Origin of the sequence: Natrinema hispanicum (assembly GCF_004217335.1) — an archaeon.
Taxonomy (GTDB): Archaea; Halobacteriota; Halobacteria; order Halobacteriales; family Natrialbaceae; genus Natrinema; species Natrinema hispanicum.
Genome location: NZ_SHMP01000004.1, coordinates 369,201 through 394,630 on the forward strand (window position 1 = coordinate 369,201; position 25,430 = coordinate 394,630).

General features: G+C 64.4%; 15 protein-coding genes and 9 pseudogenes. 12 read left to right on the forward strand and 12 right to left on the reverse strand.

The genetic code is table 11. The features are described 5' to 3' along the window. Positions 1 to 7: 7 nt before the first annotated feature. Positions 8 to 1,669 carry a tRNA uridine(34) 5-carboxymethylaminomethyl modification radical SAM/GNAT enzyme Elp3 gene (locus BDK88_RS08750; protein ID WP_130500104.1) on the reverse strand — a complete coding sequence of 554 codons (1,662 nt, stop codon included), beginning with the start codon at positions 1,667 to 1,669 and terminating at the stop codon, positions 8 to 10. Between the two features lie 169 nt (positions 1,670 to 1,838). Between BDK88_RS08750 and mbhE the strand changes: the two genes are divergently transcribed. From mbhE to mnhG, 7 genes and pseudogenes are all read left to right on the forward strand, one after another. Continuing rightward, a complete protein-coding gene (mbhE, locus tag BDK88_RS08755) occupies positions 1,839 to 4,268 on the forward strand; it encodes a hydrogen gas-evolving membrane-bound hydrogenase subunit E (RefSeq protein ID WP_130500105.1) in 2,430 nt (809 codons plus the stop codon). Beyond that, a pseudogene (locus tag BDK88_RS08760) lies at positions 4,265 to 4,731 on the forward strand (MnhB domain-containing protein). The gene mbhE and the pseudogene BDK88_RS08760 overlap by 4 nt, the downstream one beginning before the upstream one ends. 25 nt (positions 4,732 to 4,756) lie before the next feature. After that, positions 4,757 to 5,084: pseudogene (locus tag BDK88_RS08765) on the forward strand (sodium:proton antiporter). Further along, a pseudogene (locus BDK88_RS08770) lies at positions 5,081 to 6,733 on the forward strand (complex I subunit 5 family protein). Before BDK88_RS08765 ends, BDK88_RS08770 begins: the two co-directional pseudogenes overlap by 4 nt. Then, positions 6,733 to 7,338, forward strand: coding sequence for a Na+/H+ antiporter subunit E (locus BDK88_RS08775; protein ID WP_130500106.1), 606 nt, complete (start codon positions 6,733 to 6,735; stop codon positions 7,336 to 7,338). Before BDK88_RS08770 ends, BDK88_RS08775 begins: the two are co-directional and overlap by 1 nt. Further along, positions 7,331 to 7,621 (forward strand): monovalent cation/H+ antiporter complex subunit F, encoded by a 291-nt coding sequence (locus BDK88_RS08780; protein ID WP_130500107.1) that lies wholly within the window; start codon positions 7,331 to 7,333, stop codon positions 7,619 to 7,621. The genes BDK88_RS08775 and BDK88_RS08780 overlap by 8 nt, the downstream gene beginning before the upstream one ends. Next, positions 7,618 to 7,992: a monovalent cation/H(+) antiporter subunit G gene (gene mnhG, locus BDK88_RS08785; protein ID WP_130500108.1), complete on the forward strand. Its 375-nt coding sequence runs from the start codon at positions 7,618 to 7,620 to the stop codon at positions 7,990 to 7,992. The genes BDK88_RS08780 and mnhG overlap by 4 nt, the downstream gene beginning before the upstream one ends. Positions 7,993 to 7,998: 6 nt before the next feature. Here the strand turns inward: mnhG and BDK88_RS08790 are convergent, their stop codons facing one another. From BDK88_RS08790 to BDK88_RS08805, 3 genes and pseudogenes are all read right to left on the reverse strand, one after another. Then, positions 7,999 to 8,469 (reverse strand): SHOCT domain-containing protein, encoded by a 471-nt coding sequence (locus tag BDK88_RS08790; protein WP_130500109.1) that lies wholly within the window; start codon positions 8,467 to 8,469, stop codon positions 7,999 to 8,001. Between the two features lie 477 nt (positions 8,470 to 8,946). Then, positions 8,947 to 11,090, reverse strand: a pseudogene (locus tag BDK88_RS08800) (DHH family phosphoesterase). A gap of 90 nt (positions 11,091 to 11,180) precedes the next feature. Continuing rightward, positions 11,181 to 11,444: a hypothetical protein gene (locus BDK88_RS08805; RefSeq protein WP_130500111.1), complete on the reverse strand. Its 264-nt coding sequence runs from the start codon at positions 11,442 to 11,444 to the stop codon at positions 11,181 to 11,183. A gap of 112 nt (positions 11,445 to 11,556) precedes the next feature. On the opposite strand from BDK88_RS08805, the gene BDK88_RS08810 reads away from it, so the two are divergent. From BDK88_RS08810 to BDK88_RS08820, 3 genes and pseudogenes are all read left to right on the forward strand, one after another. Next, positions 11,557 to 12,285 carry a metal-dependent hydrolase gene (locus BDK88_RS08810; RefSeq protein ID WP_130500112.1) on the forward strand — a complete coding sequence of 243 codons (729 nt, stop codon included), beginning with the start codon at positions 11,557 to 11,559 and terminating at the stop codon, positions 12,283 to 12,285. Positions 12,286 to 12,466: 181 nt separating this feature from the next. Then, positions 12,467 to 12,862, forward strand: a pseudogene (locus BDK88_RS08815) (OsmC family protein). A gap of 462 nt (positions 12,863 to 13,324) precedes the next feature. Then, positions 13,325 to 13,829 (forward strand): annotated as a pseudogene (locus BDK88_RS08820) (gamma carbonic anhydrase family protein). A gap of 4 nt (positions 13,830 to 13,833) precedes the next feature. Here the strand turns inward: BDK88_RS08820 and BDK88_RS08825 are convergent. Continuing rightward, entirely contained in the window at positions 13,834 to 14,853 is a 1,020-nt protein-coding gene (locus tag BDK88_RS08825; RefSeq protein ID WP_130500113.1) for an amidohydrolase family protein, read from the reverse strand. 128 nt (positions 14,854 to 14,981) lie between these two features. Beyond that, entirely contained in the window at positions 14,982 to 16,214 is a 1,233-nt protein-coding gene (locus BDK88_RS08830; protein WP_130500114.1) for an HD domain-containing protein, read from the reverse strand. Positions 16,215 to 16,331: 117 nt separating this feature from the next. Between BDK88_RS08830 and BDK88_RS08835 the strand changes: the two genes are divergently transcribed. Beyond that, positions 16,332 to 16,571, forward strand: coding sequence for a hypothetical protein (locus tag BDK88_RS08835; protein WP_130500115.1), 240 nt, complete (start codon positions 16,332 to 16,334; stop codon positions 16,569 to 16,571). A 127-nt stretch (positions 16,572 to 16,698) separates the two neighbouring features. On the opposite strand, the gene BDK88_RS08840 is transcribed toward BDK88_RS08835, so the two are convergent. The 4 genes and pseudogenes from BDK88_RS08840 to BDK88_RS08855 all read right to left on the reverse strand — a co-directional run bounded on the left by BDK88_RS08840 (position 16,699) and on the right by BDK88_RS08855 (position 21,333). Next, positions 16,699 to 17,877, reverse strand: a complete 1,179-nt coding sequence (locus tag BDK88_RS08840) for an outer membrane protein assembly factor BamB family protein (RefSeq protein ID WP_130500116.1) — start codon at positions 17,875 to 17,877, stop codon at positions 16,699 to 16,701. A gap of 86 nt (positions 17,878 to 17,963) precedes the next feature. Further along, positions 17,964 to 18,725, reverse strand: coding sequence for a tRNA-dihydrouridine synthase (locus tag BDK88_RS08845; RefSeq protein ID WP_130500613.1), 762 nt, complete (start codon positions 18,723 to 18,725; stop codon positions 17,964 to 17,966). A gap of 1 nt (position 18,726) precedes the next feature. Then, positions 18,727 to 19,719, reverse strand: a complete 993-nt coding sequence (gene cofD / locus BDK88_RS08850; RefSeq protein ID WP_130500117.1) for a 2-phospho-L-lactate transferase — start codon at positions 19,717 to 19,719, stop codon at positions 18,727 to 18,729. Between the two features lie 178 nt (positions 19,720 to 19,897). Beyond that, a pseudogene (locus tag BDK88_RS08855) lies at positions 19,898 to 21,333 on the reverse strand (FAD-binding oxidoreductase). A 262-nt stretch (positions 21,334 to 21,595) separates the two neighbouring features. On the opposite strand from BDK88_RS08855, the pseudogene BDK88_RS08860 reads away from it, so the two are divergent. Beyond that, positions 21,596 to 23,032: pseudogene (locus tag BDK88_RS08860) on the forward strand (FAD-binding oxidoreductase). On the opposite strand, the pseudogene BDK88_RS08865 reads toward BDK88_RS08860, so the two are convergent. Beyond that, positions 23,029 to 24,583: pseudogene (locus tag BDK88_RS08865) on the reverse strand (hypothetical protein). The pseudogenes BDK88_RS08860 and BDK88_RS08865 overlap by 4 nt on opposite strands. An 85-nt stretch (positions 24,584 to 24,668) precedes the next feature. Then, positions 24,669 to 25,400 carry a ZIP family metal transporter gene (locus BDK88_RS08870; protein ID WP_130500118.1) on the reverse strand — a complete coding sequence of 244 codons (732 nt, stop codon included), beginning with the start codon at positions 25,398 to 25,400 and terminating at the stop codon, positions 24,669 to 24,671. Positions 25,401 to 25,430: the final 30 nt, after the last annotated feature.

The following is a 25,430-nucleotide window of genomic DNA, read 5'->3' on the forward strand; positions in this document are numbered from 1 at the left end:
GACCGGCTCAGAGCCGTTTGCTCACGTACGGCCCGTCCTGATGGTAGCCGAGTTTGTTCCGGTAGTACTCGCGAGCGCCGATGCCCGAAATCACGCTGACCTTGTCGTAGCCGGCGTCGGCGGCGAGGTCCTCGGCGCGCTCCATCAGTCGGCGGCCGTAGCCCTGATGCTGGTGCTGGTCGGTCTCGCTTTCGTTCCCGACAGCGACTTCCGAGCCGTAGACGTGAAGTTCGCGGATTAGGGCCGTGTTCTCGAGTTCCGGGCGAACTGGATCGTTGGGGAAGCGCAGCCGACAGAAGCCCACGAGGAGGTCCTGTTCGAAGTCCTCGAACGAAATGAAGTGCTCGGTGCCGCCACAGGCGTCGTAGGTCATCACGTCGAGCTCGACGTTGTCGGGTTCCTCGTCGTTCATCCCGGCCTCGCGACAGCGGATACACTCACACGACCAGCCGTGTTCGTCCATGCGCTGGCGGGCCAGTTGTCGGAGGTTCGACTTCCAGACGCCGGCGTCGATGAAGTCCGCGGGGATATCCCGCTGGACGCGCTGGAGGCGCGTGTAGCGCGGAATCATGTCTTTGATCTCCGCGACCAGCTCCGCGGCTTCGTCGTTGTCGAGCGGGTCGTACTCGCCTTTGTGCCACCAGTCGTAGGTCGCCGTCCCGCGGACGATCAGCGTCGGATAGATTTTGAGGTAATCGGGCTTCCACTGCTCCTGGTCGAACAGCCGCCGGAAGTCCTCGAGACACATTTCCTTGCTCATTCCCGGCTGGCCCGGCATCATGTGAAAGCCGACCTTGAACGCCGAGTCCCGCAGCCGCTGGTTGGCGTCGATCGACTCCTGAACGCCGTGGCCCCGATGCATCTCTCGGTTGATCCGCTCGTAGGTGGTCTGGACGCCGACCTCGACTTTCGTCCCGCCGACCTCGAGCATCCGGTCGATCTGCTCCGGATCGCACCAGTCGGGTTTGGTCTCGAAGGTCGTCCCGATATTGCGGATGTCGGCGGTCTCGTTTTCCGCGATGACGTCCTCGACGTAATTCCACTCGTACTCCTCGGGGTCCTGTGCGAAACTGACGCCTTCGGCCGGTTCGGGCTCCTTGTCGACGTCGTAGTCGTTCATCGCCTCGAGCGCGCGCTTGACGAACCACTCTTGGTAATCGTGCGACCGGGCGGTCATCGTCCCGCCCATCAGGATGAGTTCGACCTTGTCGACGGGGTGGCCGATCTGGCGCAGTTGCTCGAGTCGGAGCGTCACCTGTCCGTAGGGGTCGTAGTCGTTCTGGACGCCGCGGGCGGCGGCGGGTTCCTCGCCCGTGTAGCTCTGTGACGACGAGAATTCGGAGTCGGGGCCGCCGGGACAGTAGAGACACTTCCCGTGGGGACATCGCTCGGGCGAGGTCATGATCGCGACCGGCGAGACGCCGGAGGCCGTGCGAACCGGCTTGCGCTGGAGCACCACTTCCAGATCCTCGCGGTGCTCCTCGGCTGCGTAGTCGAGCAGTTCGGAGTTTTTCGGCACTTTCGGCGCGGAGTGTTCCGAACAGGCCTCGAGTTTGGCTTTCTCGACCTCGTCGCGCTCGATCTCGCCGTTTAAGATCCGCTCGACGAGTGTCTCACAGACTCGCTCGAACGCTTCGGTTTCGGTCGGTTCGGGCGTCTCGGTACTCACTATACGTGGTTCGTGGCCGTTTGTGAATAAGCGTGTCGGACTCTGTGATCGCCACGGTCGAACCAGTCGACCACCTCGTCGTCCAGTAGTCTCGGTCGTCCGTGGTCCGCGGTCAAGTGTCCAAAAGGTAATTCTTTAAGGATGGTCTCGCCCTATCTCCGACAACTGAATGTCTCCCGACCTTGCGGTGGTCGTCGCCGCGGTCGCCGTGCCGTTCGTCGCCGCAGCACTCACACCGCTGTTCTTTCGCCTCCTCGGAGAGGAAGCTGGGTTCGCGGGGACCATCGTCGCACTGATTTCGTTCGGCCTGCTCGCCACCCAATACGGGAGCGAGGGAACCGTCGCCCTCGAGTGGGTTCCCGCGCTCAACGTCGCACTCCGGTTTTACGTTGACGGCTGGGCACTGCTGTTCGCGCTGTTGGCAAGCGGTATCGGCGCGCTCATCTTCACTTACTCGCCGGCGTACATGCACGGCCAGTCGGGGCTCGTGCGATACTACGCCGCCTTGTTCGCGTTCATGGGCTCGATCATCGGCGTCGCGCTCGCGGCCGATCTGATCGCGATCTTTCTGTTCTGGGAACTCACCAGCCTCGCCTCGTTCGTGCTGATCGGTTTCTACACTGCCGACGACTCCTCGCAATATGCCGCCCGGATGGCCATGTTCATCACCGTCGGCGGCGGGCTCTTCTTGCTCGTCGGCTTCCTGTTGCTGTCGATCGTCGCAGCTGATATCCTCGGTCCCGGCGCTGCGTTCGATCTCGCCGCGATGCTCGAGGAGTCGGACGCGATGGCCGCGGCACTCCGAGAACGGGGGCTGTTTCTCCCCGTATTGGGGCTGCTCGCGATCGGTGCGGGAACCAAGTCCGCACAGGTCCCGCTGCACTTCTGGCTACCCAACGCGATGGCCGCACCCACGCCGGTCTCTGCGTTTCTCCACTCAGCGACGATGGTCAAAGTTGGCGTCTACTTCATCGGCCGCGTCCGCCCGATGCTCGTCGGCCCAGAGTGGCTGTTCCTCTTTGCGACGCTTGGCCTGACGACGATGACCGTCTGTGCGATCATGGCCGTCGCGTCGACGGACATCAAGGAACTGTTGGCCTACTCGACGGCGAGCCACCTCGGGTTGATGGTCGCCGGTTTCGGGTTTACCTCCGTCTACGGTGCCGAAACGGGTGTCTTCCACCTGCTCAACCACGCTCTGTTCAAGGCCGCGCTGTTTCTGGTCGCCGGGATTATCGCTCACGAGGCAGGGACTCGAGAGATCGACAAACTCGGCGGGCTCCGCCACGATCTCCCGGTGACGGCTGCGATCACCGTCGTCGCCGCGCTCAGCATGGCTGGGATTCCGCCGTTTAACGGCTTCTACTCGAAGGAGCTGCTCTTCGAGGCTGCCGTCGAGGCAAGTCACTACCACGATATCGGACTACTCGGCTGGCTCTACCCCGCCGTCGCCGTCTTCGGGAGTATCTTCACCGTCCTCTACTCGCTGCGATTCCTCTCGCTGTTCTTCGGCGACCGTCCCGAGGGCCTCGGCTACGTCCAAAGCCCGCCCGTGCCGATGCTCGTCTCACCGGCCGTGCTGGCACTGCTCGCAGCGGTCGTCAGTGTCGATCCGCAACTCGCCGTCGACGTCATCGTCCAGTCCGGTCTCGAGGCGACGGCGGTCGATCCCGGCGAGATGCACGTCGGCCTCCCAACCACGTATTCGACGCCGGTCGGGATGAGCGCGGTCACGATCGCCGCCGGCCTCGCTGCGTTCCCGTTCTACGATCGCCTCCACGACGGCATCCGCGGGGTTGTGGAGTCGACACCGCCGATCCGTCCGAACTGGTGGTACGATGTCATCATCGAGGGGCTCACCGACGAAGGACGCTGGTTCGCAGAAACGCTTCAGAACGGTCTCCTGCGGACGTACGCGACATGGGTGCTGAGCGGGATCTGCGCGCTCGCACTCGCCGGCTTCGTCGCGGCTGGTGCCATCGATTCGATCGCCGTCGGCACCGAGGTCACAATAGCCATGGGGTTGGTCTTGCTCGTGGCAGTCGTTGGCGCGCTGGCGGTCGTGCTCTCGGACACCCACGTCGCGGGCGTGCTCACGCTCTCGATTCTCGGTTTCATGGTCGCCATCTTCTATATTCTCGGGAGCGCGCCCGACCTCGCGTTGACCCAGCTCGTCGTCGAGACGCTGGTGCTCGTCCTCTTCTTGCTCGTGATCGAGGAGATTCCAGCAACTGAGCGGCTCGCGGTCGGGACGACAGTTCGCGATGTTGCCCTCTCGCTCGTCGTCGGTGCGACTGCTTTTGTCACGGTGCTCCTCTCGAGCGGCGCACGTCCCGCCGGCAGCACAGACATCGCCCGTTATTTCGCCGCACAGGCCGTGCCGGAGGGTGGTGGCACGAATATCGTCAACGTGACGCTCGTCGACTTCCGTGGCTTCGATACGCTCGGCGAACTCGCTGTAATCGCACTCGCCGCGATCTCGATCCTGACGCTGATCGTCATGCGCGGCAGGGGCGACGAGCGATCCGCTGCCCGCAGTGACGACGACGCGATCGAGACGCGAGACACCGACACCACCACAGGAGGGACAGACGAATGACGACAGTCATCATGCGAACGACCGCACGAGCGATCGTCCCGATCGTGCTGGTCGTCGCGATTTCGCTATTCATCGAGGGCCACAACCTCCCCGGTGGCGGATTCATCGGCTGGCGTGCTCACGACGACGGCGTTCGCGATCATCTACATGGGCTTTGGCCTTGACTTTCTGGAGCGAGGCATCCTCGGGCGCGACGTCGATCCCGGCAAGGAACCCTCACGGGATCGGGTCGTCGTGGCCTATCGCCGGCTGTTCGCCTACGGCTTCGCGATCGCCGTCGTCAGCGGCCTCGCGCCGCTTGTCTTCGGGCAGCCGTTTCTCACACAGACGTTCGTCATGCTCGAGGGGGTGCCGATCTACGACCACCTCGAGGTCGCGAGCGCGATCGCCGTTCGACTTCGGGGTCTACTGTGTGGTCGTCGGCGGCCTGCTGACGATCCTCTCGGTGGTGGGGGCAGAATGACGGCGGATCGTGCCTCGCGGCGACGATCGGCGCGCTGTTCGCTCTCGGAACCTTCCTGCTCTTACAGCGAGATCTGATCCGGGTCGTCTGGGGGCTGGCGATCATCAGCCAGGCGGCGAACGTCTACCTGCTGGCGATGGGCGGGATCGCGCCGGCGGTTGCCGACTCGGTGCCGATCCTCGCCGGCCACGGCGGGGGCGCTCCGCAGACGGCCGATCCGGTGGTGCAGGCGCTCGTGTTGACCGCCATCGTCATCGGCTTCGGCATGACCTGCGTTCGCACTCGTGCTGTCGTATCGGGTCTACGAGGAACACGGGACGTTAGACGTAACTGAACTCGGTGATCGACGATGACTGCGACTGCCCGTTGGAACTGACTCACAGCTCGTGATCGCGCCGATGCTGATCGTCCTCGCTGCGGCCACAGGCCACGCTGTTGCTTGGTCGCTATCCACGGGCTCGAGCCGCGGTGAGCCTGGCCGGTGGCGTGGCCTACGCGATTTCGGTCGCGGCGATCGACTGGTATCTCGTCCTCGCACCGGACGCGCCGGGGATCGCGACCTACCAGGTCGGCGGCTGGCCGGCCCCCTTCGGCATTACGCTCGTCGCCGACGGCCTGTCGGCGTTCATGCTGACGATGGTCGCGATCCTCGGCGTCGCGTCGCTTGTCTTCTCGACCCGACACCTCCCCGGCGGGGAGGGACGCAGTTACTACTTCCCGCTGTTTCACTTCCTCGCGCTGGGTGTGACCGGCGCGTTCCTCACGGGCGACCTGTTCAATCTCTTCGTCTGGTTCGAGGTGATGCTGATGGCCAGTTACGTCTTCGTCGCCTACAGCGGCGGGCCCGAACACACCCGCGCCGCGTTCTGGTACGTGACGCTCAACCTGGTCGGCAGCTGCCGTCTTCCTGCTGGGCGTCGGCGGGATCTACGCGACCACGGGGACGCTCAACATGGCCGACCTCGCCCAACGGCTCGCCGAGCCGGCTGCCTACGGCCTCGAGCCGGCCCCGGTCGTTGGCCTGTTCGGCCTGCTCCTGTCGGTGTTCGCGCTCAAGGCGGGGCTGGTTCCGTTCCAGTTCTGGATTCCGACGGCCTACCGGGCCGCGCCGCCACAGGTTACTGCCTTACTCGCCGGCGCGACAAAGAAGGTCGGGGTTTACGCCATTATCCGACTCTCATTTACCGTCTTCGCCGGGGCCGAGGTCGGCGTCGAGCTCGCGCTGCCAGGGATGCCGATCGCTGGCGACTCCCCGCTGCCGTTCGTCGGCGCGGCGCTGTTCGTGATGGCTACTGCCAGCATCCTCGTCGGCGGCATCGGTGCTGTCGGCCGTGACTCGCTCGAGGGTGTGTTCGCCTACTCGAGTATCGGCCAGGTCGGCTTCATCGCGATGCCGGTCGCGATCGCGACGACGGCGACGGCTCCGGGCCTGCGCAAGCTGGCGATCGGTGCCGCGCTAGTGTATGCCCTCAATCACACGCTGGCGAAGGGACTGCTCTTCCTGTCGGTCGGCACGGTCCGGGCGGCAACGGGGACGAGCCGGTTTGCCGACCTCGGCGGGCTGGCAACGCGGTCGCCACCACTCGCAATTTCGGTGTTCGTCGCCTCGCTCGCACTGGTCGGCATTCCGCCGCTGTCGGGCTTTTTCGGCAAGTTCCTCGTCTTCGACGCCGCGGCTCGAGCCCGCGCTGGGCTCGTCCTCGTTGTCTTGCTCGTTGGCTCGCTGCTGACGATCGCCTACACGACCCGGGCATGGAATCTGAGCTTCTGGGGGGCACAGACCGACGCCGTGGAGACAGCGACGATCGATCCGGTGCAGGTGGCGGTGCTTGCAGTCCTCGCAGCGACGATCGTCACGGTCGGCGTTGGCTTCGAGCCGGTCTACGAGTTCGCCGAAATCGCAGCCGACGCGGCCGTCGACACCGAGGGCTACGTGGACGCTGTGGCACCACAGGAGGCGAATGACCTGATTGACTCGAGCGCGAACGGAGGTGACCACTAATGCGCGTTCGGACCTGGCCCGTCGTCGGCGTCGTCTTCGCTATCCTGTGGGTGTTCGTCCGGGGGCTGCCGCTGACGCCCGTCTCGATCGTCCGTGGGCTGCTCGCCGGACTGCTCGTCGGACTGCCGGTCGCGTTCGTCTTCCGGCGGCTCTACAGCAAGGACCTCGATCTCAGCCGTGTAATGGGAGCCGTGCCCTACGCCGGACTCTATCTGGGTGCGTTCACGTGGGAGCTCCTGCGGGCGAACGTCGACGTCGCCTACCGGGTGCTCTCGCCAGGGATGCCGATCGAACCCGAAGTGATCCTGATCCCACTGCGAGTCGAATCCGACATCGCGATCACCGTCATCGCAAACAGCATTACGATCACGCCCGGCACGGTGACGCTCGATTACGACGACGAGACCAACGCGTTGTACGTCCACGGCGTCGACGGCCGCGATCCCGAGGCGATCGCCGAACCGATTCGCACATGGGAAAACTACGCCCTCGAGCTATTCAACGAAGCCGCCTCGCCGTCCGACCCGCCGCCAGACATCGTCGTTTCGGGCGGGGAAAGAGCCAGTACCACGGACCGTCAAAACGGGGGTGTCGACGATGACTGAGGCCACTCCGGCCGTCCTCGAGACGGCGATCCACGGCGCGTTGATCCTCGTCAGTGGCCTCTGTGTCCTCTGTGGCTACCGCGTGATTCGGGGGCCGACGAACCCGGATCGGGTGGTCGCACTGGACGCCATCGGGACGAACGTCGTCGCGATCGCCGTGTTGTTCGCGCTGTTGACTGGCCGGGGCCTCTTTATCACGGTGAGTCTCGTGCTCGCGATCATCGGCTTCATCGCGACCGTCGCCGTCGCCAAGTTCGTCACCGATGGTGAGGTGATCGAATGATTCACGACGCCGTCATCATCGCGCTGGTCGTCGTCGGTGCCTTTTTCCTCACCGTCGGCACCATCGGTCTGCTGCGGCTGCCGAACGTCTACAATCGGATGCACGCCACCAGTAAGCCGACGACGCTCGGTGCTGCGGCGATCTTCCTGGCCGGTTTCGTCGAGTTTGGCCCCGGCAGCGAGGGGTTGACCGCGCTTATCGGGATCGCCTTCCTCTTCCTGACCGTTCCCACCGGCTCGCACATGATCGCCCGCGCCGCCGAACGTATCGGGGTCCCCTTCCTCGGCAGCGTCACCTGGCCCGACCCGAACGCGGTCGAGCGACCGGGCAGTACCGAGCGAGGCGACGACACTGAGCCGAGCGACGATTGAGGGCCGTCAGCGGTCGTACTCGAGGTCCCGATTACGGTCATCCGCTCGTTCCTGCTCCCGTTTTCGGGCCCACTCCTGTGCACCTTCGAGCGTCTCGGTATCCAACAGTCGCTCGAGTTTCTGCTCAAACTGCTCGTCGGTCAGTTCGCCAGCAGCGTAGCGCTCGCGAAGCGTGTCGAGGGCGTCGGTCGTGGAGTCCGTCGGCTCGGATTCGTCCGTCTCGGCGGTGTCCGTGCTGCTGTCATTGTCGACCCACTCGCGACGATCGTCCTCGTCACCGAACAGGATCGCGACCAGCGGAACGACGGCAACGTAGCCGACGAGCAACGCTGCAAGCCACCAGTCCTGGCCGGTGAACATCGCGCCGAACCAAACCGCGGTCACGAGCAGCGACGTGATTTTGGTTGCGTTCTCATGTAGCCGCGACACCGGCCCGTCTCCACCCGTGCCGCGACCGGCTTGCTCGCTTCTGCCCATACATGTCAATTCCATTGGAGTCGGCAAGAGGTTGGTGGCTCGAGAGGTCGTCCGCTAGGCCGGTCCGCGAGCGACGGTGGCGAGGCCAAGTGACAAAGAGACTGAAAGATTATACCACTCGAGCACAAGCTGGTACTATGCCGTCGGTAGAAGGGCTTAAGACGTGGTTTGACTACGAACTCGTGTTCATAGCACTCGCCATCGGCGTTCTGATCACTATCTGGGGACTGAACCAGATCACTAGCTATCTATCGGGTCTGCCGCTTACGAGTCCACGATTCGCCCTCACGGTCACGGCTCTAGGCTTCGGGACGGTTCTGCTTCTGATTTGGCTGACCGGTCGATATACTGAGCAGTAAGTCGCGATTCTGTGCGGACAGCTGACTGACATACGGACACAACCATTCAATCACGATCGGCTATAGCGAACAGCGCTGCCGCTCGAGGTAGTCGAACGGACGACGGAGAAGACGGGTCTTACGCGAGCGTCTCGCCGAGCGCCTCGAGTGCGGCGTCGCGAACGGCATCGCGTTCGCCGGGCAGGAACTCGACGTGGCCGTCGGCACCGCCGACGACGCTGACGCCGCCGTTCGGCACGGCCTTCGGCGATCGCGTCGCCAAGGTCGCGGACGTTCACGTCTTCGGTCGCGCGGACGTGGAGTTCGTCGTCGCCGACGCCGAGCGTGACGTAGGGCGTCTCAGCCTGGTCGCGCTCGCTGCGGTGGAGCGCGTCCAGCAGCAGGATCGTCGTCGGGAAGTTGTACCGATGCGTGAACGCATCCGTGTCGAGGACGGAGACGGTGACACCGTCGACGTCTTCCACGGTGAGGTTCTCGCGAGCCGTCTCGAGTTCGGTCTCGAGTTTGTCACGGAACTGCTCGGAGACGTGCGCGGCGAGATCGCCGTTGCGCGGTCGCTCCGAGTCCTCGCCGTCACCGAACAGCAGGTCGATGATGAGTTCGCGCTTGTCCTTGTAGGACTGGTAGTAGGCCTCGAGCGCGACGGCTTCGCGGCGTTCGGAAACGCCGGTCTCGTCGTAGCCGGCCTCACGGGCGAGCTCGAGGTATGCCTCGGGCGTGTCCTCCCAGTAGCTGACGGCGGGGAGGTGCTCGAGATCGTCGCGGACATCGTCGTTGACGTGGGCAGCGACGTTGGTCGCCAGCGCGGTCGAAGTGACATCGGCGACATCTGCGCCGGCCAGCGACGGGGCGACGGCGACGGAGACAGCGTCGGTAACCTCGTCGTCGGCGCGGCTGTCGTCGATCACGAGCGCCTCGGCGTCGTATAGCGAGAGCAGGTCGTAGCCGTCGACGGACTCGACGGTCGAGCCAGCGTCGACCAGCACGACCAGCGGAAGCTGTTCGCCGTGGCGGTCGCGGGCCTCGAGCATCGAGGTAACGTCGTTAGTTGCGGCGTCCATGTCGTAGACGCGGCCGTCGAGCGGGCGGCGCTCGAAGTAGTGGTATTCGGCGTCCTCGCGGGTGTGTTTCTCGCGGATCAGCGGGAGGACGGCGCGTTCGATGGCGGCCCCAGCGACGTAGCCGTCAGCGGTCGCGCCGTGGCGGACGACGACCGGGCGGGCCTCCATGACGGCTCGGCGAATCGCGGTCGCCGCGTCGGCGATACCGTCTTCGACGGCTGCGACCGCGTCGTGGTCGGCAAGCGGCGCGACGTCTTCGGGTCGTGCCTCCTGTTCGAGCGCGCTCTCGAGACGGTCGACGACGGTTTCTCGGGCCTCGCCGTCGAGGATGTCGAGGGATTCGGTCTCGACTTGCAGGTCGCCGTTGTGGCGTTCGACCTCGCCTTCGAGGGCGACGATGTCCTCGAGTTCGACGGCGGGGTAGGCGCGAACGCCAGCTTCCTTGAAGGCCGCACACTCGACGGTCGCGGTTTCGTCACGCAGTTCGAAGACCGTCGGGCCGCTGGTCTGGCGAACGCCAGTGATCTCGCCCTCGAGGCGGACGACGTTGCCGACTTGATTCTCGATCGCGTCGACGGTGGTTCGCTTGAGCGCGGGCTCTTCCTTCCTCTTCCTCGGCCTCGGCGGCGTCGTCAGTCGTCGGCGTCGATGCAGCGGCGGTCTCGGTTGCGACGGAACCGCTACTCGAGACGGCACCGGCGGGTTCCGCGGCCGCGGCCTCGGTCTCGTTGGCGGCAGCCTGCAACTCGCCGGCCGACGGCGACTCGGCGTCGCTCTCGTCGGTCGTCTCCGCTGTGGTATCGGCTTCCTCGTCCTCGAGGTCTTCGGGACGGTACTCGCCGTCGGCGGTCTCGATCAGTTGCCCGCGGAACTCACGTTCGCGCTGGCGGATCGACCAGCCGAGGTCGACGTTGCCGTTGTCTCGGACATCGAGTACCTGAACGAAGACTTCGTCGCCCGGTTCCCAGTCGAGACTTTCGAGTCGGCGGTCGAGTTCGCTTCTGTGCAACAGGCCAGTGACGTGGTCTCCGATGTCGATGAAGACACCGAAGTCGGCATAGCCGTCGACGGTCCCCCGGTAGTAGCGACCGGGCGTGAGCTGCGAGGGAGACGTGCCGCGAAATTCGAAAACAGCATCCTCCTCGTGACTCTCGCAGATCTCGCCGTCAACGGGTGTGCCGCAGATGATACAGTTACCCATCTATTCGGACCAAGCAGTTTCGCCCTAAAACGGTTGTCGAAATGCGTTCGTGCCACGAGGCACTGCCACGGCCGCGACACAGCGTCGCCGTCAGTCGAAAACGGCCGACTCGTCCTCGAGCGCTTCGATATCGTCCACGATTTTCTGAACGTCCTCCGGGAACAGCGAAATCTGGATCTCATTCTCGTCTTCGTCCTCGAAGACGAGTTTGACGCGCTTGTCGCCGAACTCCCGAGCTTCGGCTGACTCGACGTCGAACATCTTGGCCGTCACTGCCTTGTTGTTCGGACCGACGTTCTTGATCGCGCCGTCGTTTAGCTCTACCATGAACTCCTCGAGCGTGAGTGCGAGCATAGTCGCTGTACGAACCGGGGATACAAAACCACACGGCATCGCCAGCGGGCGACGCGAGCCGCGTCGACCCCGCCCACTTTTATAATGGATTCGCACGAACACGTCACCTGCTATGGAACTTACCTGGCATGGCCACTCGACGTGGCACGTCACCGTTGGCGAGACGGACCTGTTGATCGATCCGTTCTTCGACAACCCGAAGACTGACCTCGAGCCGGCCGACGTCGACACACCTGATTACGTGCTGTTGACACACGGCCACGCCGATCACATCGCCGACGCCGGGGCGTTTTCGGAGGCGACCCTGGTCGCGACGCCGGAACTCGTCTCCTACTGCCAGGAGGAGTTCGGCTTCGAGGACGCCGTCGGCGGGATGGGGATGAACCTCGGCGGCACCGTCGAGTGTGGCGACGCCTACGTCACCATGGTCCGGGCCGACCACACGAACGGAATCATGACCGAAAACGACGCGAGCGGTGGGATGCCCGCCGGCTTTGTCGTCTCCGATACGAAGCCAACGCAGGTCGCAGACGAAGCGGCGACGACGTTCTACCACGCCGGCGACACCAGCCTCATGACCGAGATGCGTGAGGTCATCGGCCCGTATCTCGAGCCCGACGCCGCCGCGGTGCCGATCGGCGACCACTTCACCATGGGGCCGTGGCAGGCCGCCGTCGCCGTCGACTGGCTCGACGTCGATCACGCCTTCCCACAGCACTACGATACGTTCCCGCCGATCGAGCAGGATCCCGAGGATTTCGCCACGGAAGTGCGCGCGACCGGCGGCATCGCCGAGGTCCACACGCTCGAGGCCGACGAGCCGTTCGAGCTCGAGCCCTGATACGGTCTGCTGTAACGATTTACCGGCGTCTCCGCAGGACGGGTCGCGGATACGCCGGAAATGACTGACAGTAGTCCGTATGAGCGCCGCTCGACCCTTTCACCGTTTTTGTTCGGCAGATCGGATCGTCGTTCCTGCGAGAACAACGTTTACAGCACCGGCTGTGGACGTCTCGAGTGCCATGGCGAAAACAGTCACCACCGTCTCCGATGAGGGATACACTGCTACCAACGAGATCCGCGAGTTCGAGACCACGATCGACGCCAACGGCGAGGACGACCCCGACACGCTCGAGGCACTGCTGGCGGCGTATGGCTCCTGTTACGTGCCGGCGCTGCGCGTCGGCGGCCAGCAACGCGGGGCCGACGATCTCGGCAAGATCGAGATCGACATCACGGGTGAGCTAAACGACGACTGATAAACTCGAGTCGATTCACTTCGACATCAGCGTCGAGGGCGACGTCGACGACGACACCGGCGAGGAAGTCATCGAACGCGCCTTCGAACTCTGTAAGGTCCACGACGCGCTGAAAATAGTCTACACGCTGAGACGAGCTTCGAGGGCGACGCGTTCTAACGGCGGCTCCGGGCACCGCCAGTACGCCTATCAGTCCGCAGTCGTGACCCGCTACGGCCACCCGTACGGCGAGGGGCATCTGCTCGAGGCCGACGTATCAGGGCCGAGGCCGAACGGAAGCGACAGGAGTCCATTCAGGACCGATTCGGCCGGCTCTCCGAGCGGTTGTCGGACCGGAGACGAGAAGTAGCGGCGCAGGAACGAACGGAAGGAGTCCGAACCGACTGGTTCGGTGGGACTGGCGCGGCGGCAGGATGCTGTTGTCTGGACCATAGTGTGCCGCCACCCAGCATGTTTTGCGACGACTGCCGTAACTATGATACCAAAATATGCTGGTTTTATAATACAGAGACCTTATAGCAAATTACCGACATACGGGACGGAATCGCTCACCCGTCGAATCCGGCACGCCGCCCGGCCGTGATGGGCAGGTTCAAGACGGTTCTCGAGACAGGACCCCACATGCTACGTTCGTTCAATGGGACCGAACCGCAGGTCGTCCGACTCCGCGTACGTCGACGAGGCCGCCGTCGTTATCGGCGACGTCGTCATCGAGGACGATGCGAGCGTCTGGCCGAACACCACGCTCCGCGGCGATCACTGGCCGGATCGTCGTCGGCGAGGGGGCTAACGTTCAGGACAACGCCGTTCTCCACGAAGAGGCCGAACTGAAACCCTACTCGACGGTCGGCCACAGCGCCATCGTCCACGACGCGACCGTCGCCGAACGAGCGCTCGGTCGGAATGAACGCCGTCGTCCTCGACGGGCCTCACGTCGGCGAAGGAGCCGGTCGTCGCCGCCGGCAGCGTCGTTACGGAGGGCACCGAGATTCCGCCGTCGACGCTCGTCGCTGGATCTCCCGCTGAACCAAAAACCGAGATCGACGACCCGCATCTCGAGGCGACCGCCGAGCGGTACGTCGAACTCGCGAACGAACACGCCGAGACGTCCGAGCGACTCGACTGACGGACTAACCGAAGACGACTTCCCGTACGTCGTCGACGCCAGCGCGCCGGACGACGGCCCGCACCGGGTCGCGCGCGCCGGCGAGATTGTCCGAGTCGCCATCGAGGACCAGCAGCCGGGCCTCCCGTCCAGGCTCTACAAGTCCATACTCGAGGTCGGCGATCTCCGCCCCGTTAATGGTCGCCATCCGGAGGATTTCGGCGGCCGGCAGGTCGGACAGTTTCGCGAGGAACTCCATCTCGCGGAACATCGACGGCGAGTTGAGCATCACGTTGTCCGTCCCGAGTGCGAGGGTCGTCCGCTCATTCAGTTCGTCGTAGGGAGACAGGCCGACATCGGTGACGAGATTCGAGCGCGGACAGACGACGACCGGAATCTCGCTGTCGGCGAGCCGATCGAGATGGAGGGGTCCAGGGTGGACCATGTGGACCAGAAAATCCGGCTCGAGGTCCAGCGCGGGGTTGATGTCGCTTGCGTCGACCTCGCCGGCATGGATGCCGAAGGGCTTGCCCGCCTCGCGGGTCGCCCGCCGCTCCTGGTCGAAATTCGCATCGTTCGTCCCACTCGCACCGAAGCCGTCGCCGGCATGCATCGCGTCGACCGAACCGCGGGCGAACGACAGCGCGTCGATCTCGAGGTCGGCTGCGGCGTCTGCGAGCATCCGAACGCCCTCGACGTCACCCTCGCGAAAGTCCAGACAGGCGGCCGTCCCGGCCTGCTGCATGAACGACAGCGATCGTGCCATCGCGCTCACCAGGTCGTCGCGGGAGGCCGCCCGGAGCAGCCGATGTTTCAGCCCGTCCGGCGGGGCGACCAGTTCCTCGAGCGAGAGGCCGCCGCCGGCTTCCTTGGCGATCGAATCGCCGATATGGGTGTGGGCGTTGACGAAGGCCGGCAGAATGATGTCGTCGCTCTCGACCGACGTTTCCTCGATGGCCTCGATGCGGCCGTCGTCGCCGATGACGACCCGTCCCTCGATGGGGTCGAACTCGCGGCCGCGGAGAATCGTTCCCGTTCGTTCCATACGGGTCAGTTCGCCGTCAGCGTCTTCAACGGTTCGACCCCGAAACCGTGCTCATACTACTGGACAGAAGTCAATACGAAGCCGGTCGCGAATTTGCGGCCGGCTTCACGTCGTTCTGTCCAGCAGTATCAGTCGACGAACTGATCCAGCGTCGCGTCCAGCCCGTCCCGGACCTCGCTGACCAGCGCGCCGTCGATGTCCAGTCCGAGCACGTCGACGGCAGCTCGACCGACCCGATCTCGCAACTCGGGCGGCGAGTAGACGCCGAGTCGCCACTGCGAATACTGCGCAGTCCGGAGCGCCGCAACCAGTGGCGACTGCTGGCCCAGCCGGCGGATCTCGCTGTTGACCATCACGCGCGTCGTCGACTCTGTCATCGACGGTCGGCTCGGAACATCGAGGATGACCGCAGCCGGATCAACGTCCGCCCGTTCACCGATCTCACACTCGAGGTCGCGGATCGTCTCGTGATCGGACTCGATGATCCCGCCAGGCACGTCGTCGAGTTCGGCCCAGACCGCCCGCTTGAACAGGTCGCGTCGATCCAGCCGCCTCGAGAGCGCCGCCGTCCGATCACACGAGCGCAGCGCCACGATCAGGTCGTGATCGTCCATCCACTGGAGGGTCGCGGCGTCGACATCGGTCTCGGGCGCATTCAGGAGGCGCTCGGCGGCCCGCCGAAGCATCGCCTTGCTAATTCGGGCGACGCTGTGGTTGTAGACTGTCGGATTCATCAACGCGCGGGCGACCAGCAGGCTCTCGGCCGTCTGGACGTTCCCCTCGTCGAGGACGAGTTCGCCGTCGACGAAGGTCAGCTCCCGGACAAGCCGGCCATGATCGATCGTCCCGTACGGGACGCCGGTATGGTGGGCGTCCCGCACCAGGTAGTCCATCCGGTCGACGTCGAGTTCGCCCGAAACGACCTGGCCAAAGCGGCCCTCGCCGGCAACCAGATCGGCGACTCGATCTGGCTCGAGGTCGTGATCACGCAACACCTCGCCAACCGTCCCGTCTGCGAGCAGGCCGTGGACATCGTCGTGGTACCGGCCCGTCCGGCGGTGAGTCAGCGACTCGAGATTGTGGCTAAAGGGTCCGTGGCCGACGTCGTGGAGCAAGGCAGCAGCGTGGACCCGTTGGGCTTGTCGTCCCTCGATAGCGAGATGCTCGAGCGCTTCACAAGCGAGGTGGTAGACGCCGAGGCTGTGTTCGAAGCGGGTGTGGTTGGCCGAGGGATAGACCAGCGAGACGGTCCCGAGCTGGCTGATATGCCGAAGCCGCTGGACCTCAGGGGTGTCAAGCAGGTCGCGGGCGACGCCGTCGACCTGAATGTGATCGTGGACGCTGTCCTTGATGACCTTCATCACTCTCCGTTCGGCCGGTTCGTACAAAAACGGTCGTCCGAACTAGATCCGGGCTGCGAATACCGGCTCAACGATTACCCCTGTCGCCACGTTCCGTTCCGATAGTCATGGACCGACTTGACAGTTCCATCCGACGCCAACACGAAGCGGATCAAAGCACTCGTCCAGAATCACGTCGAACTCGGCGACACCGTCGAGGTTCGCAGCGAGGAGCGGACGGAAGATCGAATGATGGACGTCACCGGCGAGGTGACGGGCCTCGAGCCCGCCTATCTCGAACTCGACGGCCGGTCACTTGCCGAGGGCAGCGTCCGCTACGACGAGATCAACTCGGTGTCGATACTCGAGTCGTCGTAGTCACCGCTGTGCCCGGTCAATTCGATAGCAGTAGTTAGTAATGTGAACACCTCGTCCAGAACGGAATCTGAGACTTGACTGGTTGATCGCTACGTATAGATTGATAGGGATTACTGACGGTTGCTGATCACTCAACTACAAAGATATCCGAGACATTCCAACCCAGATAGAATACCCGGCCGGCGGCGACTACCGGCTGGGACCCCACGTTCTCAGCGGACCAGTAGCGAACACGGTCACCTGTCGCGGCATCGAGCACGTGGATGCCCGTATTCGCCCCTGTGGCGAGCACATTGTCGCCGATGATGACCGGCGCTCCCTGACTAACGCCCGTCTCGAACGCCCAGAGGCGATCGCCAGTCGTCGCGTCGAAGGCAATCGTCTGCGTTCCGTTGCCCGCCGCGACGACGACGCGCTCGCCGTCGACTGCCGGCGGCTCGGTGACGCCAGATTCGACGCTTGCCTGCCACTCAACACTCCCATCGGCGGCAGCGAGCGCCGTCAAGGTACCCGTCTTCGAGACGGCAAAGACAGTCTCGCCGGCGACTGCCGGAGCGGTATACACTTCCCCAGTCTCAGTCGTGCGCCACCAGTCATCGCCGTTGCGCGTGAATGCAGCCACCTCGCCGCTGCCATTGCTCCCCGCGCCGACATAGACGCGGTCGGCCACGGCGACTCCCTGTACACTATGCTCCGTCTGTGCGTGCCAGCGTTCGTCACCCGTTTCGGCGTCAAGGGCGGCGATCCCGCCCACTGCGACGAAGATCGTATCGTCACCCACGACCGGCGACGTCGAGACACCGCTGTGTGCCCCGCCGTCCGCTCGCCAGAGCACATCCCCGTTTTCCGGATCAAGCGCGAGTGTTTCGTTGAAGGAGCTCACGTAGACGGCCCCGCAGGCTACCGCCGGACTCGTATTAACGCCATCCTCGAGGTCGGTTGCCCACAGACGCCTCCCGGTCTCGATGTCGCGGGCTTCGATCCGAACGTCCCCGGCGACGTAGGCAACGCCATCAGTGACGACTGGCGGCACTTCGACACTTCCACCGCCACCTGTCCGAGCACCGGTCTGGGAGAATCGACCCACCTCGGTGTCAGCCGACGGCAGGTCACGAGAAGCCACATGGCTCGTGCGAGCGGTATCATAGCCGTACATCGGCCACGCAGGGGTTGTCGGTGCGCATTCGATAGGCGGCTTCGACATGCCTGTTTCCAAGGCATCCGCACAGCCGGCAAGCAGAGTCGTCCCGCAGGCGGCGAGAAGCGCGCGGCGTGTCGGTGAGGGGTGGGTATTGGAGGGCAGCATACGCGATCTGTTCAGGGAGGATACAATATGTCTTCTGGTGAGAACGATTGTGAACGCAAGAACAGCGAACCGTACTTCGATCTACTCTAGCGAACCCGCTCGAGCCCGAACTGACGGTCGACAGCCGCACGAACACGTGCGAGCACCGCAGGGTTGTCGCTGGGACGACCGACACTGACCGCATCAGCGCCGTAGTCGACGTACTCGCGGACGGTCGCGTCGTCACGGACGCCGTTGTTGGCGATCACGAACAGGTCCGTTGTGTCGACCACGTCCGCGATGACCGATTCGGTGTCCATCGCGTCGACGTGGACGAAGTCGGCTCCTGCCCGCTCGAGGTTGCGGGCCAGCGCCGGCAGGTCGACCCCGGGGACTTCAGCGCGGACTTTCACGCCGACGATCGCGCCAGTCTCGGCCGCCTGGGTGACGTACTCCGCGAGCCGATCGCCGTCTTTCAGCAGGGTCTCGCCACAGCCGACGGCACAGAGTTCGTCCTGTCGACAGTGGGCATTGATCTCGAGGAAGGCGTCCCGATCGCGACAGACGCGGGCCGCGTCGGCGATCGGCTCGAGGGTCGCGCTCCGGACGTTGAACGCCGGCTGGAGAGGGACGTCCGCGAGGGCTGCGAGCTGACGGTCGATGAAATCGATCGGGTCGTCAGGCAGGAACTCTGATCGATCGCGGTCGACGAGATCGCGCGCGGCAGCCCGCGAGTCGGCGTCGATGGCGATCCCGCCGAGGAACGCAGCGCCGGCGTAGTCAGCGCCGGCCCGCGCCCAATCGGCGTCGGCTTCGCCGCTGAGGCTGGCAAGCGCGAGCGGCGGGCTGAAGGAGACGGATTCGGTCATGTTAGCGTACGCGTTCGATCGCATCGTCGACGGCTCGAGTCACGCGCGCGGCGTCCTCGGCGTCGTCGATCCGGATGTCGGTCCGGACCGTCGGCCGGTCGAAGTCAGCGTCGTCGTCCGCGTCGATCACGAAGGCGTCGACGAACGGGTACACGGAGGCCAGCCCTTCGGTGCTCGGCTCCGCATCGACTGCAGCCATGAGATCGCCCGCAGGTCCGGAGAAGGCGTCGTCGCCAAGAAACGGCGAGACGGCGACGACTGTCGTCTCCGCGAGCGCCTCTGCCACGCCCGGCAGCGCGAGCATCGGCCCGATGCTGGTGACTGGGTTCGAGGGGCCGATGACGACGGTGTCGGAGAGCGCCTCGAGGACCCCCGACGCGGGCTCGGCCGACGAGGAGCCGCGGAACTCGACGGTCTCGACGGCTGGCTCGCCGCGGTTTGCGACCCAGTACTCCTGGAAGTGCATCATACCCTCGTCGGTGTGGACGAGGCTGGCGACGGGATCGTCGCTCATCGGGAGCAGGTCGATCGTTACGCCGAACGCGTCTGCCAGCCGCTGGGTCGCCTCGCTCAGCGTGTGGCCCTCATCGAGGAGACTCGTGCGCGTGATGTGGACGGCCCGATCGCGGTCGCCGATCGTCATGAACTCCGCGATGCCAGAGAAGCGCCGCCAGTTCGCGAGTCGTCGGCCCGCAGTCTGTTTCTCCTCGGGAAGATACTGTGGCCCCTCGGGCAGTCCTGCAGCCGACGCGATGTCGGCCAGCGCCGTGTTGGTTCGGTGCGTATCGCCCTCGATTCCCCACCACGTCTCGCGGTCGAGGACGCCGCCACCCTGGAACAACAGCGTGTCGACGTCCGGCGAGACGAACAGCCCACCGAGTTCGATGTCGTCGCCCGTGTTGGCGACGACCGTCGTCTCCTCCGGCGAGAACGCAACAGCGGCACCGTCTAAGAGCTTCGGCGTTCCGGTGCCTCCGGAGAGGAAAGTTACCATACGCACACCTCTCGAGCGACGTTACTTAATCGCTTTCGGCTGTAAGACAGCCGGTGTCGGTGGGGGGTGCCGGCCGACCGCGCCGTCCAGTCATACGGTACGGTCTGCTGTCCCGATGTCCCGGTGGGACCGCAGTTCGGGTCGCGGTCCCACCGGAACTGACTGACAGGAGTCCGTATCAGGCACCGGTCGGACGCGGTGGGACGTTCGTGTTCGACTGGAACAGGTTGTTCGGGTCGTATTTCGTCTTGACGTCGACCAGCCGGTCGTAGTTCTCGCCGTAGAGCAGTTTCGCTGGGTCTTCGTTCAGCCCCGGGAAGTTACCGTAGCGGCCCGAAGCGATCGAGAGCGCCTGTGCCTCGGCAAAGCCCTCGCGAACCCACTCCACGTTTGCGCCATCATCGTCAGCGTCCTCCCAGTTCGCCTCGAAGTTGAGCATGTACGGCTTGTCGCGGTGCCAGAACGCGGTCGCGTCCTGGGGGACGTCAGCGACCGCGTCGCCGAGGTGCCAGACGTCGACCGTCGAGAGCGCTGACGGTGCCAACTCGTTGTATCGCGTCATGAGGTCGATCACGTCGTCGGTGAGTTCCTCGAGGAAGATCGACTTCCAGTAGTAACGCAGCCCATCGGGATAGTCCTCGTCGAGCATCGACTGCAGGTCGGCGTAGGCCATTACCCCGCTCAGATCGGTGATCGGCGTCGCACGCGCCCGGAACGAACCGAAGATGTCCTCGGCGTCGTCGGGGTCTCCCAGGTACGAGCCGAGGAACGCGATCGCTGGCTCACCCCACGACTTCTCGGGGAACTCCGCGATGTCGGGGACGTGGGCGGTAAACGCGAGGACGCTCGCGTCCCGCGGTGCGGTCTCAGTCCACTCGCGGAAGGCGTCCAGAGCGACGGCGGTGTCGTCACCGTGGAACCAGACGAAGAGTGCGTACACGTCGGGGCCGACCTCGTGGAGCGTGTACTCGAGCGACGTGACGACACCGAAGTTGCCGCCCCCACCGCGGACCGCCCAGAACAGGTCCGCGTTCTCGTCAGCGCTGGCGTGGCGCAGTTCGCCATCGGCCGTCACGACATCGACGCTGAGCAGATTGTCAAGCGCCAGCCCGTACTTGCGGCTCAGGTGTCCATAGCCGCCGTTGAGCGTCAATCCGGCGACACCGGTCTCCGACACGACACCGAGCGCCGTCGCGAGACCGAAACGTTGCGTCTCGAGGTCGACGTCGCCCAGCGTCGCCCCGCCGTCGAACGCGGACAGTCTTCGCCTCGGGGTCGGCCCGGACGCCGTTCAGTTCCGTCAGGTCGATGACGAGGCCGCCATCGCAGACGGCCGTCCCGGCCGCGTTGTGCCCGCCGCCCCGGACCGCGAGGGGGAGGTCGTGTTCTCTAGCGAAGTCGACGGCTGCGACGACATCGTCGACGTCCACACAGCGCGCGACAAGCGCCGGGTACTTGTCGATCATCCCGTTCCAGACCTCGCGAGCCTCGTCGTACTCGTCAGTCTGGCGGACGGACGACCTCCCCGTGGAACCCGTCGACGAAGGACCGAACGGCGTCGCTCGAGAGGTCCTCGAGCGCGTCGATACCTGTAGTTCTATGTCTTGTTCCCATATGTCATGGCACCCCTCCGACAGCGATAAAACAGTAGTATATCTAATACGATGGTCCATCGGGTAGATATGTCCGATACGCTGGAATTGGATTTCTGCGTGCGGATACAAATCGGGCGGCTATCTGTGCGGGGGAATAGCACTCGACCCTCGATCGCCCGTCGATACGCCAGCTCTCGGGTCACTCCTGTCGGCGAACCTATCTTAACTATTAATTATGTGCGACTATATCCCCGTGCGAAGCGTACGAATACTGAGTGATAATGGCAGTTACTACCACACCCGTAGACGACGGTGCAATAGACGGATTCGGCGAGGGGCTTCACGGCGAGTTGCTCCGCCCCGGGGATCCGAACTACGACGAGACGCGAGCGATCTGGAACGGGATGATCGACCGGCGGCCGGCACTCATCGCTCGAGCGATGGGTGTCTCGGACGTGATCGCGGCGGTGAACTTCGCCCGCGAGCAGGACATGGTACTCGCTATCCGCGGTGCCGGACACAACATCGCGGGGAACGCGGTCTGTGACGACGGATTGATGCTCGACCTTTCGGCGATGCGGTCAGTACAGGTCGATCCGGAAGAGAAGACGGCTCGAGTCGAACCAGGAGCGACCCTCGGCGACTTCGATCACGAGGCACAGGCGTTCGGGCTGGCGACGCCGCTGGGAATCAACTCGACGACCGGCGTCGCGGGACTGACACTTGGCGGTGGGTTCGGCTGGCTGACTCGCAGGTACGGAATGACGGTGGATAACCTGCGGTCGGTCGATATCGTCACTGCAGACGGCGAACTGCGGCACGCGAGCGACGACGAAAATCCGGATCTCTTCTGGGGGGTCCGCGGCGGCGGTGGCAACTTCGGCGTCGTCACGTCGTTCGAGTTCGACCTCCACGAGGTCGGACCGGAGGTACTCACTGGGATGGTCGTATACCACGGTGCGGACGCACCAGATGTCCTCCGACACGTGCGGGACTTCAACGAAACGGCACCGGACGAGTCGACCGTCTGGATGGTCCTGCGCAAGGCACCACCGCTCCCGTTCCTCCCGGAGGACGTTCACGGCGAGGACGTCCTCGTCGTCGTTCCGTTCTACGCCGGTGACATGGCAGCGGGTGAGGACGTGCTCGCTCCGATTCGTGAGTACGGCGATCCGATCGCCGATGTCGTCGGTCCACACCAGTACGCCGAGTTCCAGCAAGCGTTCGATCCACTGCTTGAGGAGGGTGCCCGGAACTACTGGAAGTCACACAACTTCAGTACGGTCTCGGACGACGCCATCGATACAGTGGTCGAATACGCACGAGATCTCCCCTCCCCGCTGTCCTGAAATCTTCTTCGGACAGCTCGGCGGCGCAATGGGGCGGGTCCCGGCGGACGCGACGGCGTTTCCCCACCGCGACGCGGAATACGGGAATGAACGTCCACACGCGCTGGGAGGACCCGGCGGAACGATGATCGATGTATCGACTGGTCACGGAAGTTCTTCGACGCCATGGCCCCGTATGCGACCGGCGGCGTCTACATGAACTTCATCAGCGAGGACGAGGGCGAGGAAGCCCTCGCCTACGGGACGAACCAGCAACGGCTGGCCGAGGTCAAGGCCGCGTACGATCCGGAGAACCTGTTCCGGATGAACCAGAACGTCGAACCGGCCCGGATAACTTTTTTGGCGATCACACCGCTCGCGAACCGTTAGTCGCCGATCCAGTCCGCGAAGCTCCCCTCAAGCAACGTCTCCGACTGCCGGCTAACATATCGCTGTTGCATCCGCTCGAGCGCACCAGCGAGGTCCGAACCGTCCTCGAGAGCCGCCCGCACCTGCTCGCGTTTCCAGCTTGCGGGAGTTACTTCCTGCCGGACACGTCGCCGGAGCGGGTAGAGGTACTTGGCGGCGTCTTCCTCGCTCAGCCCGCGGTTGACCAGCCCGTCCTCGGCGTGGGCAAGCAGGTCCTTCGTAGAGTTCGAGGCAGTCTGTGATCTCCCGGCCGTCGTTCGTGATCCACGTCAGGTCGGCCTCGAGGCCGTCGGTCATCGCCCCGTAGAAGTTCTCGCGAGCCAGTTGCCAATCGAGTTCGAGGACGGGGTGCTCAAGCCGGGTGAGACTCTCCATCAGGCCGGCGAACGCAGCGAGGAACGAGACTGAATCGCGGACCGTCGGCTGAGCGGGGATCGGCCGGAACTCGATGCGGGCGTTTGCCGCCGAGCGCGTCGGGCCGCCGAAGACGGGACGGACCCACCGCCAGTAGGTGCCGTGCTTGCGCCGGAAGTGGGGGAACTGGTCGTCGAAGCGCTCGCCGGGTTCGACCGGCATCGGCACGATCGTATCATCGTCGACGATCCGGTCGATGGCCTCGTCGACGGTCTCGAGATCGTGGGGGAACCGGACTTTTCCCTCGCCAGTCGTGGGATCGTTGAGCACGGTCTCGAAGACGCTGATGCGGTGTTCCATCCAGCCGTCCCGGAGGATTTCGTCGGCGGTCGCGTCCTCATCGTACAGATCGGCGGGGAAAAACGGGGAGTTGACGCCGAGTGCGAGCAGCGGACCCGCCACCCGCAGTGCATAGTTGAAGTACTCGGGAAGGTCGGGCGCGTGTGGAACCTGATAGTGGGGCTGAATCGACGTGATGAGACTCTCTGGCATGACAGTCTCGGCCTGCAACGAGACGTGCGGTGCCTCGATTCGCATCCCCGCGGAGTCGGCCTGGTCAGTGTTGGCCATCGCGTGATACCGGGCGGAGTCGCTCATGTTCGTCGCGATGCGGATCGAGCGATCGTCTCCCTCCGGCGTGGCTGCCGTGCGCTCGACGCTGTCGGTGAGGTAGGTGCCCGCCGACTCGCCTTCGGGCGGAATCGTCCAGAGCCCGTCGCTGACCAGCCGCATCCGCTCGGACTGAGTCACGTCGAGTGCCGTCCGCAGGCGTGCTTTGACTTCCGACTCCTGGGCCGCCAGCCCCGGCGCGTTCAGCGGCTGTGGGCTGGTCGTCATCTCCGCGTTGTGCAAGCCGAGTTCCTTCTCGAAGCCGATCAGCTCGAGCAGCCGGCGTGGAACCCGTCGCAACGTGCAGTCATCAGCCTTGATCGCGTAGAATTCGTACTCGAGGCCGACGATCGCCTGCGGGTTATCGAAGACACCCTCCTCGACGGCGTCTTTGATCACCTCGGTGTCCGCCTCGGCCCGCTGGCGGAAGTCAGCAGCGTTGACTGCCAGCACGTCCGCGACCCGTGCGGCGAGTTCCTCCTCTGGCATAGCTCCGAGTGTGCGCCCGATTGACTTGAAAGCACGTTTCTCGGGATGACGACCGATTCGGGACCGACACGGGTTTCGATCCCTCTTACACCGTCCGCGAGAACACGATGAACAGTGCCAGCCCGACGCCGGCTATGAGGGTGACAGTCGAGTGTTTCTGCTCGTGTGCGCTCGCTTCGGGGAGCAGGTGAGATGCGGAGACATAGAGCAACACGCCCGAGACGAAACCGAGCAGCAGTCCCAGGTGGCGCTGGCCCAGTCTGGTGACCAGCGGATACGCGACGAACGCGCCGACCGGCGTCGTCAACGTGGCGATGAAAAACGCGTACACCGCCGCGGTTCGTTCCGTCATGTTCCCTTTCAGCAAGACGAGGTACGTGATAACGCCCTCGGCGAACTCGTGGACGACTAACCCGGTGCCTGCCAGGATCCCTGTCAGGAGGGACACGCTGAACGTGACGGTGTACACGACGCCGTCGACCAGCGAGTGGATCCCGATGCCCTCCGCCGCCGTCACCCCGAACGCGAGACTCTCCTGTTGGGTGCGATACGTGATCAGTTTGTTGGAGAAAAACATGAACAGAAACCCACCAAGAGCACTGAATCCCGCGTTCGAGTTGTTCGCGATCGCGTTCGGAAGCGCGAGCAACAGCGGCGTCGAAAGGAGGACTCCCGCGGCAAAACACATGAAATAGGTGAGGTAGCGCTCCGCCCACTCTCGATAGCGGAAGATGGCGACGATCCCTGCGCTGTTTACGAGCGCCGCGACGATGGCGAACCCCGCGATCCAGTAGAACTCCGCCGAAACCGCTACCATGGCCGACCTCCCATACCCCGTTCGTTCATC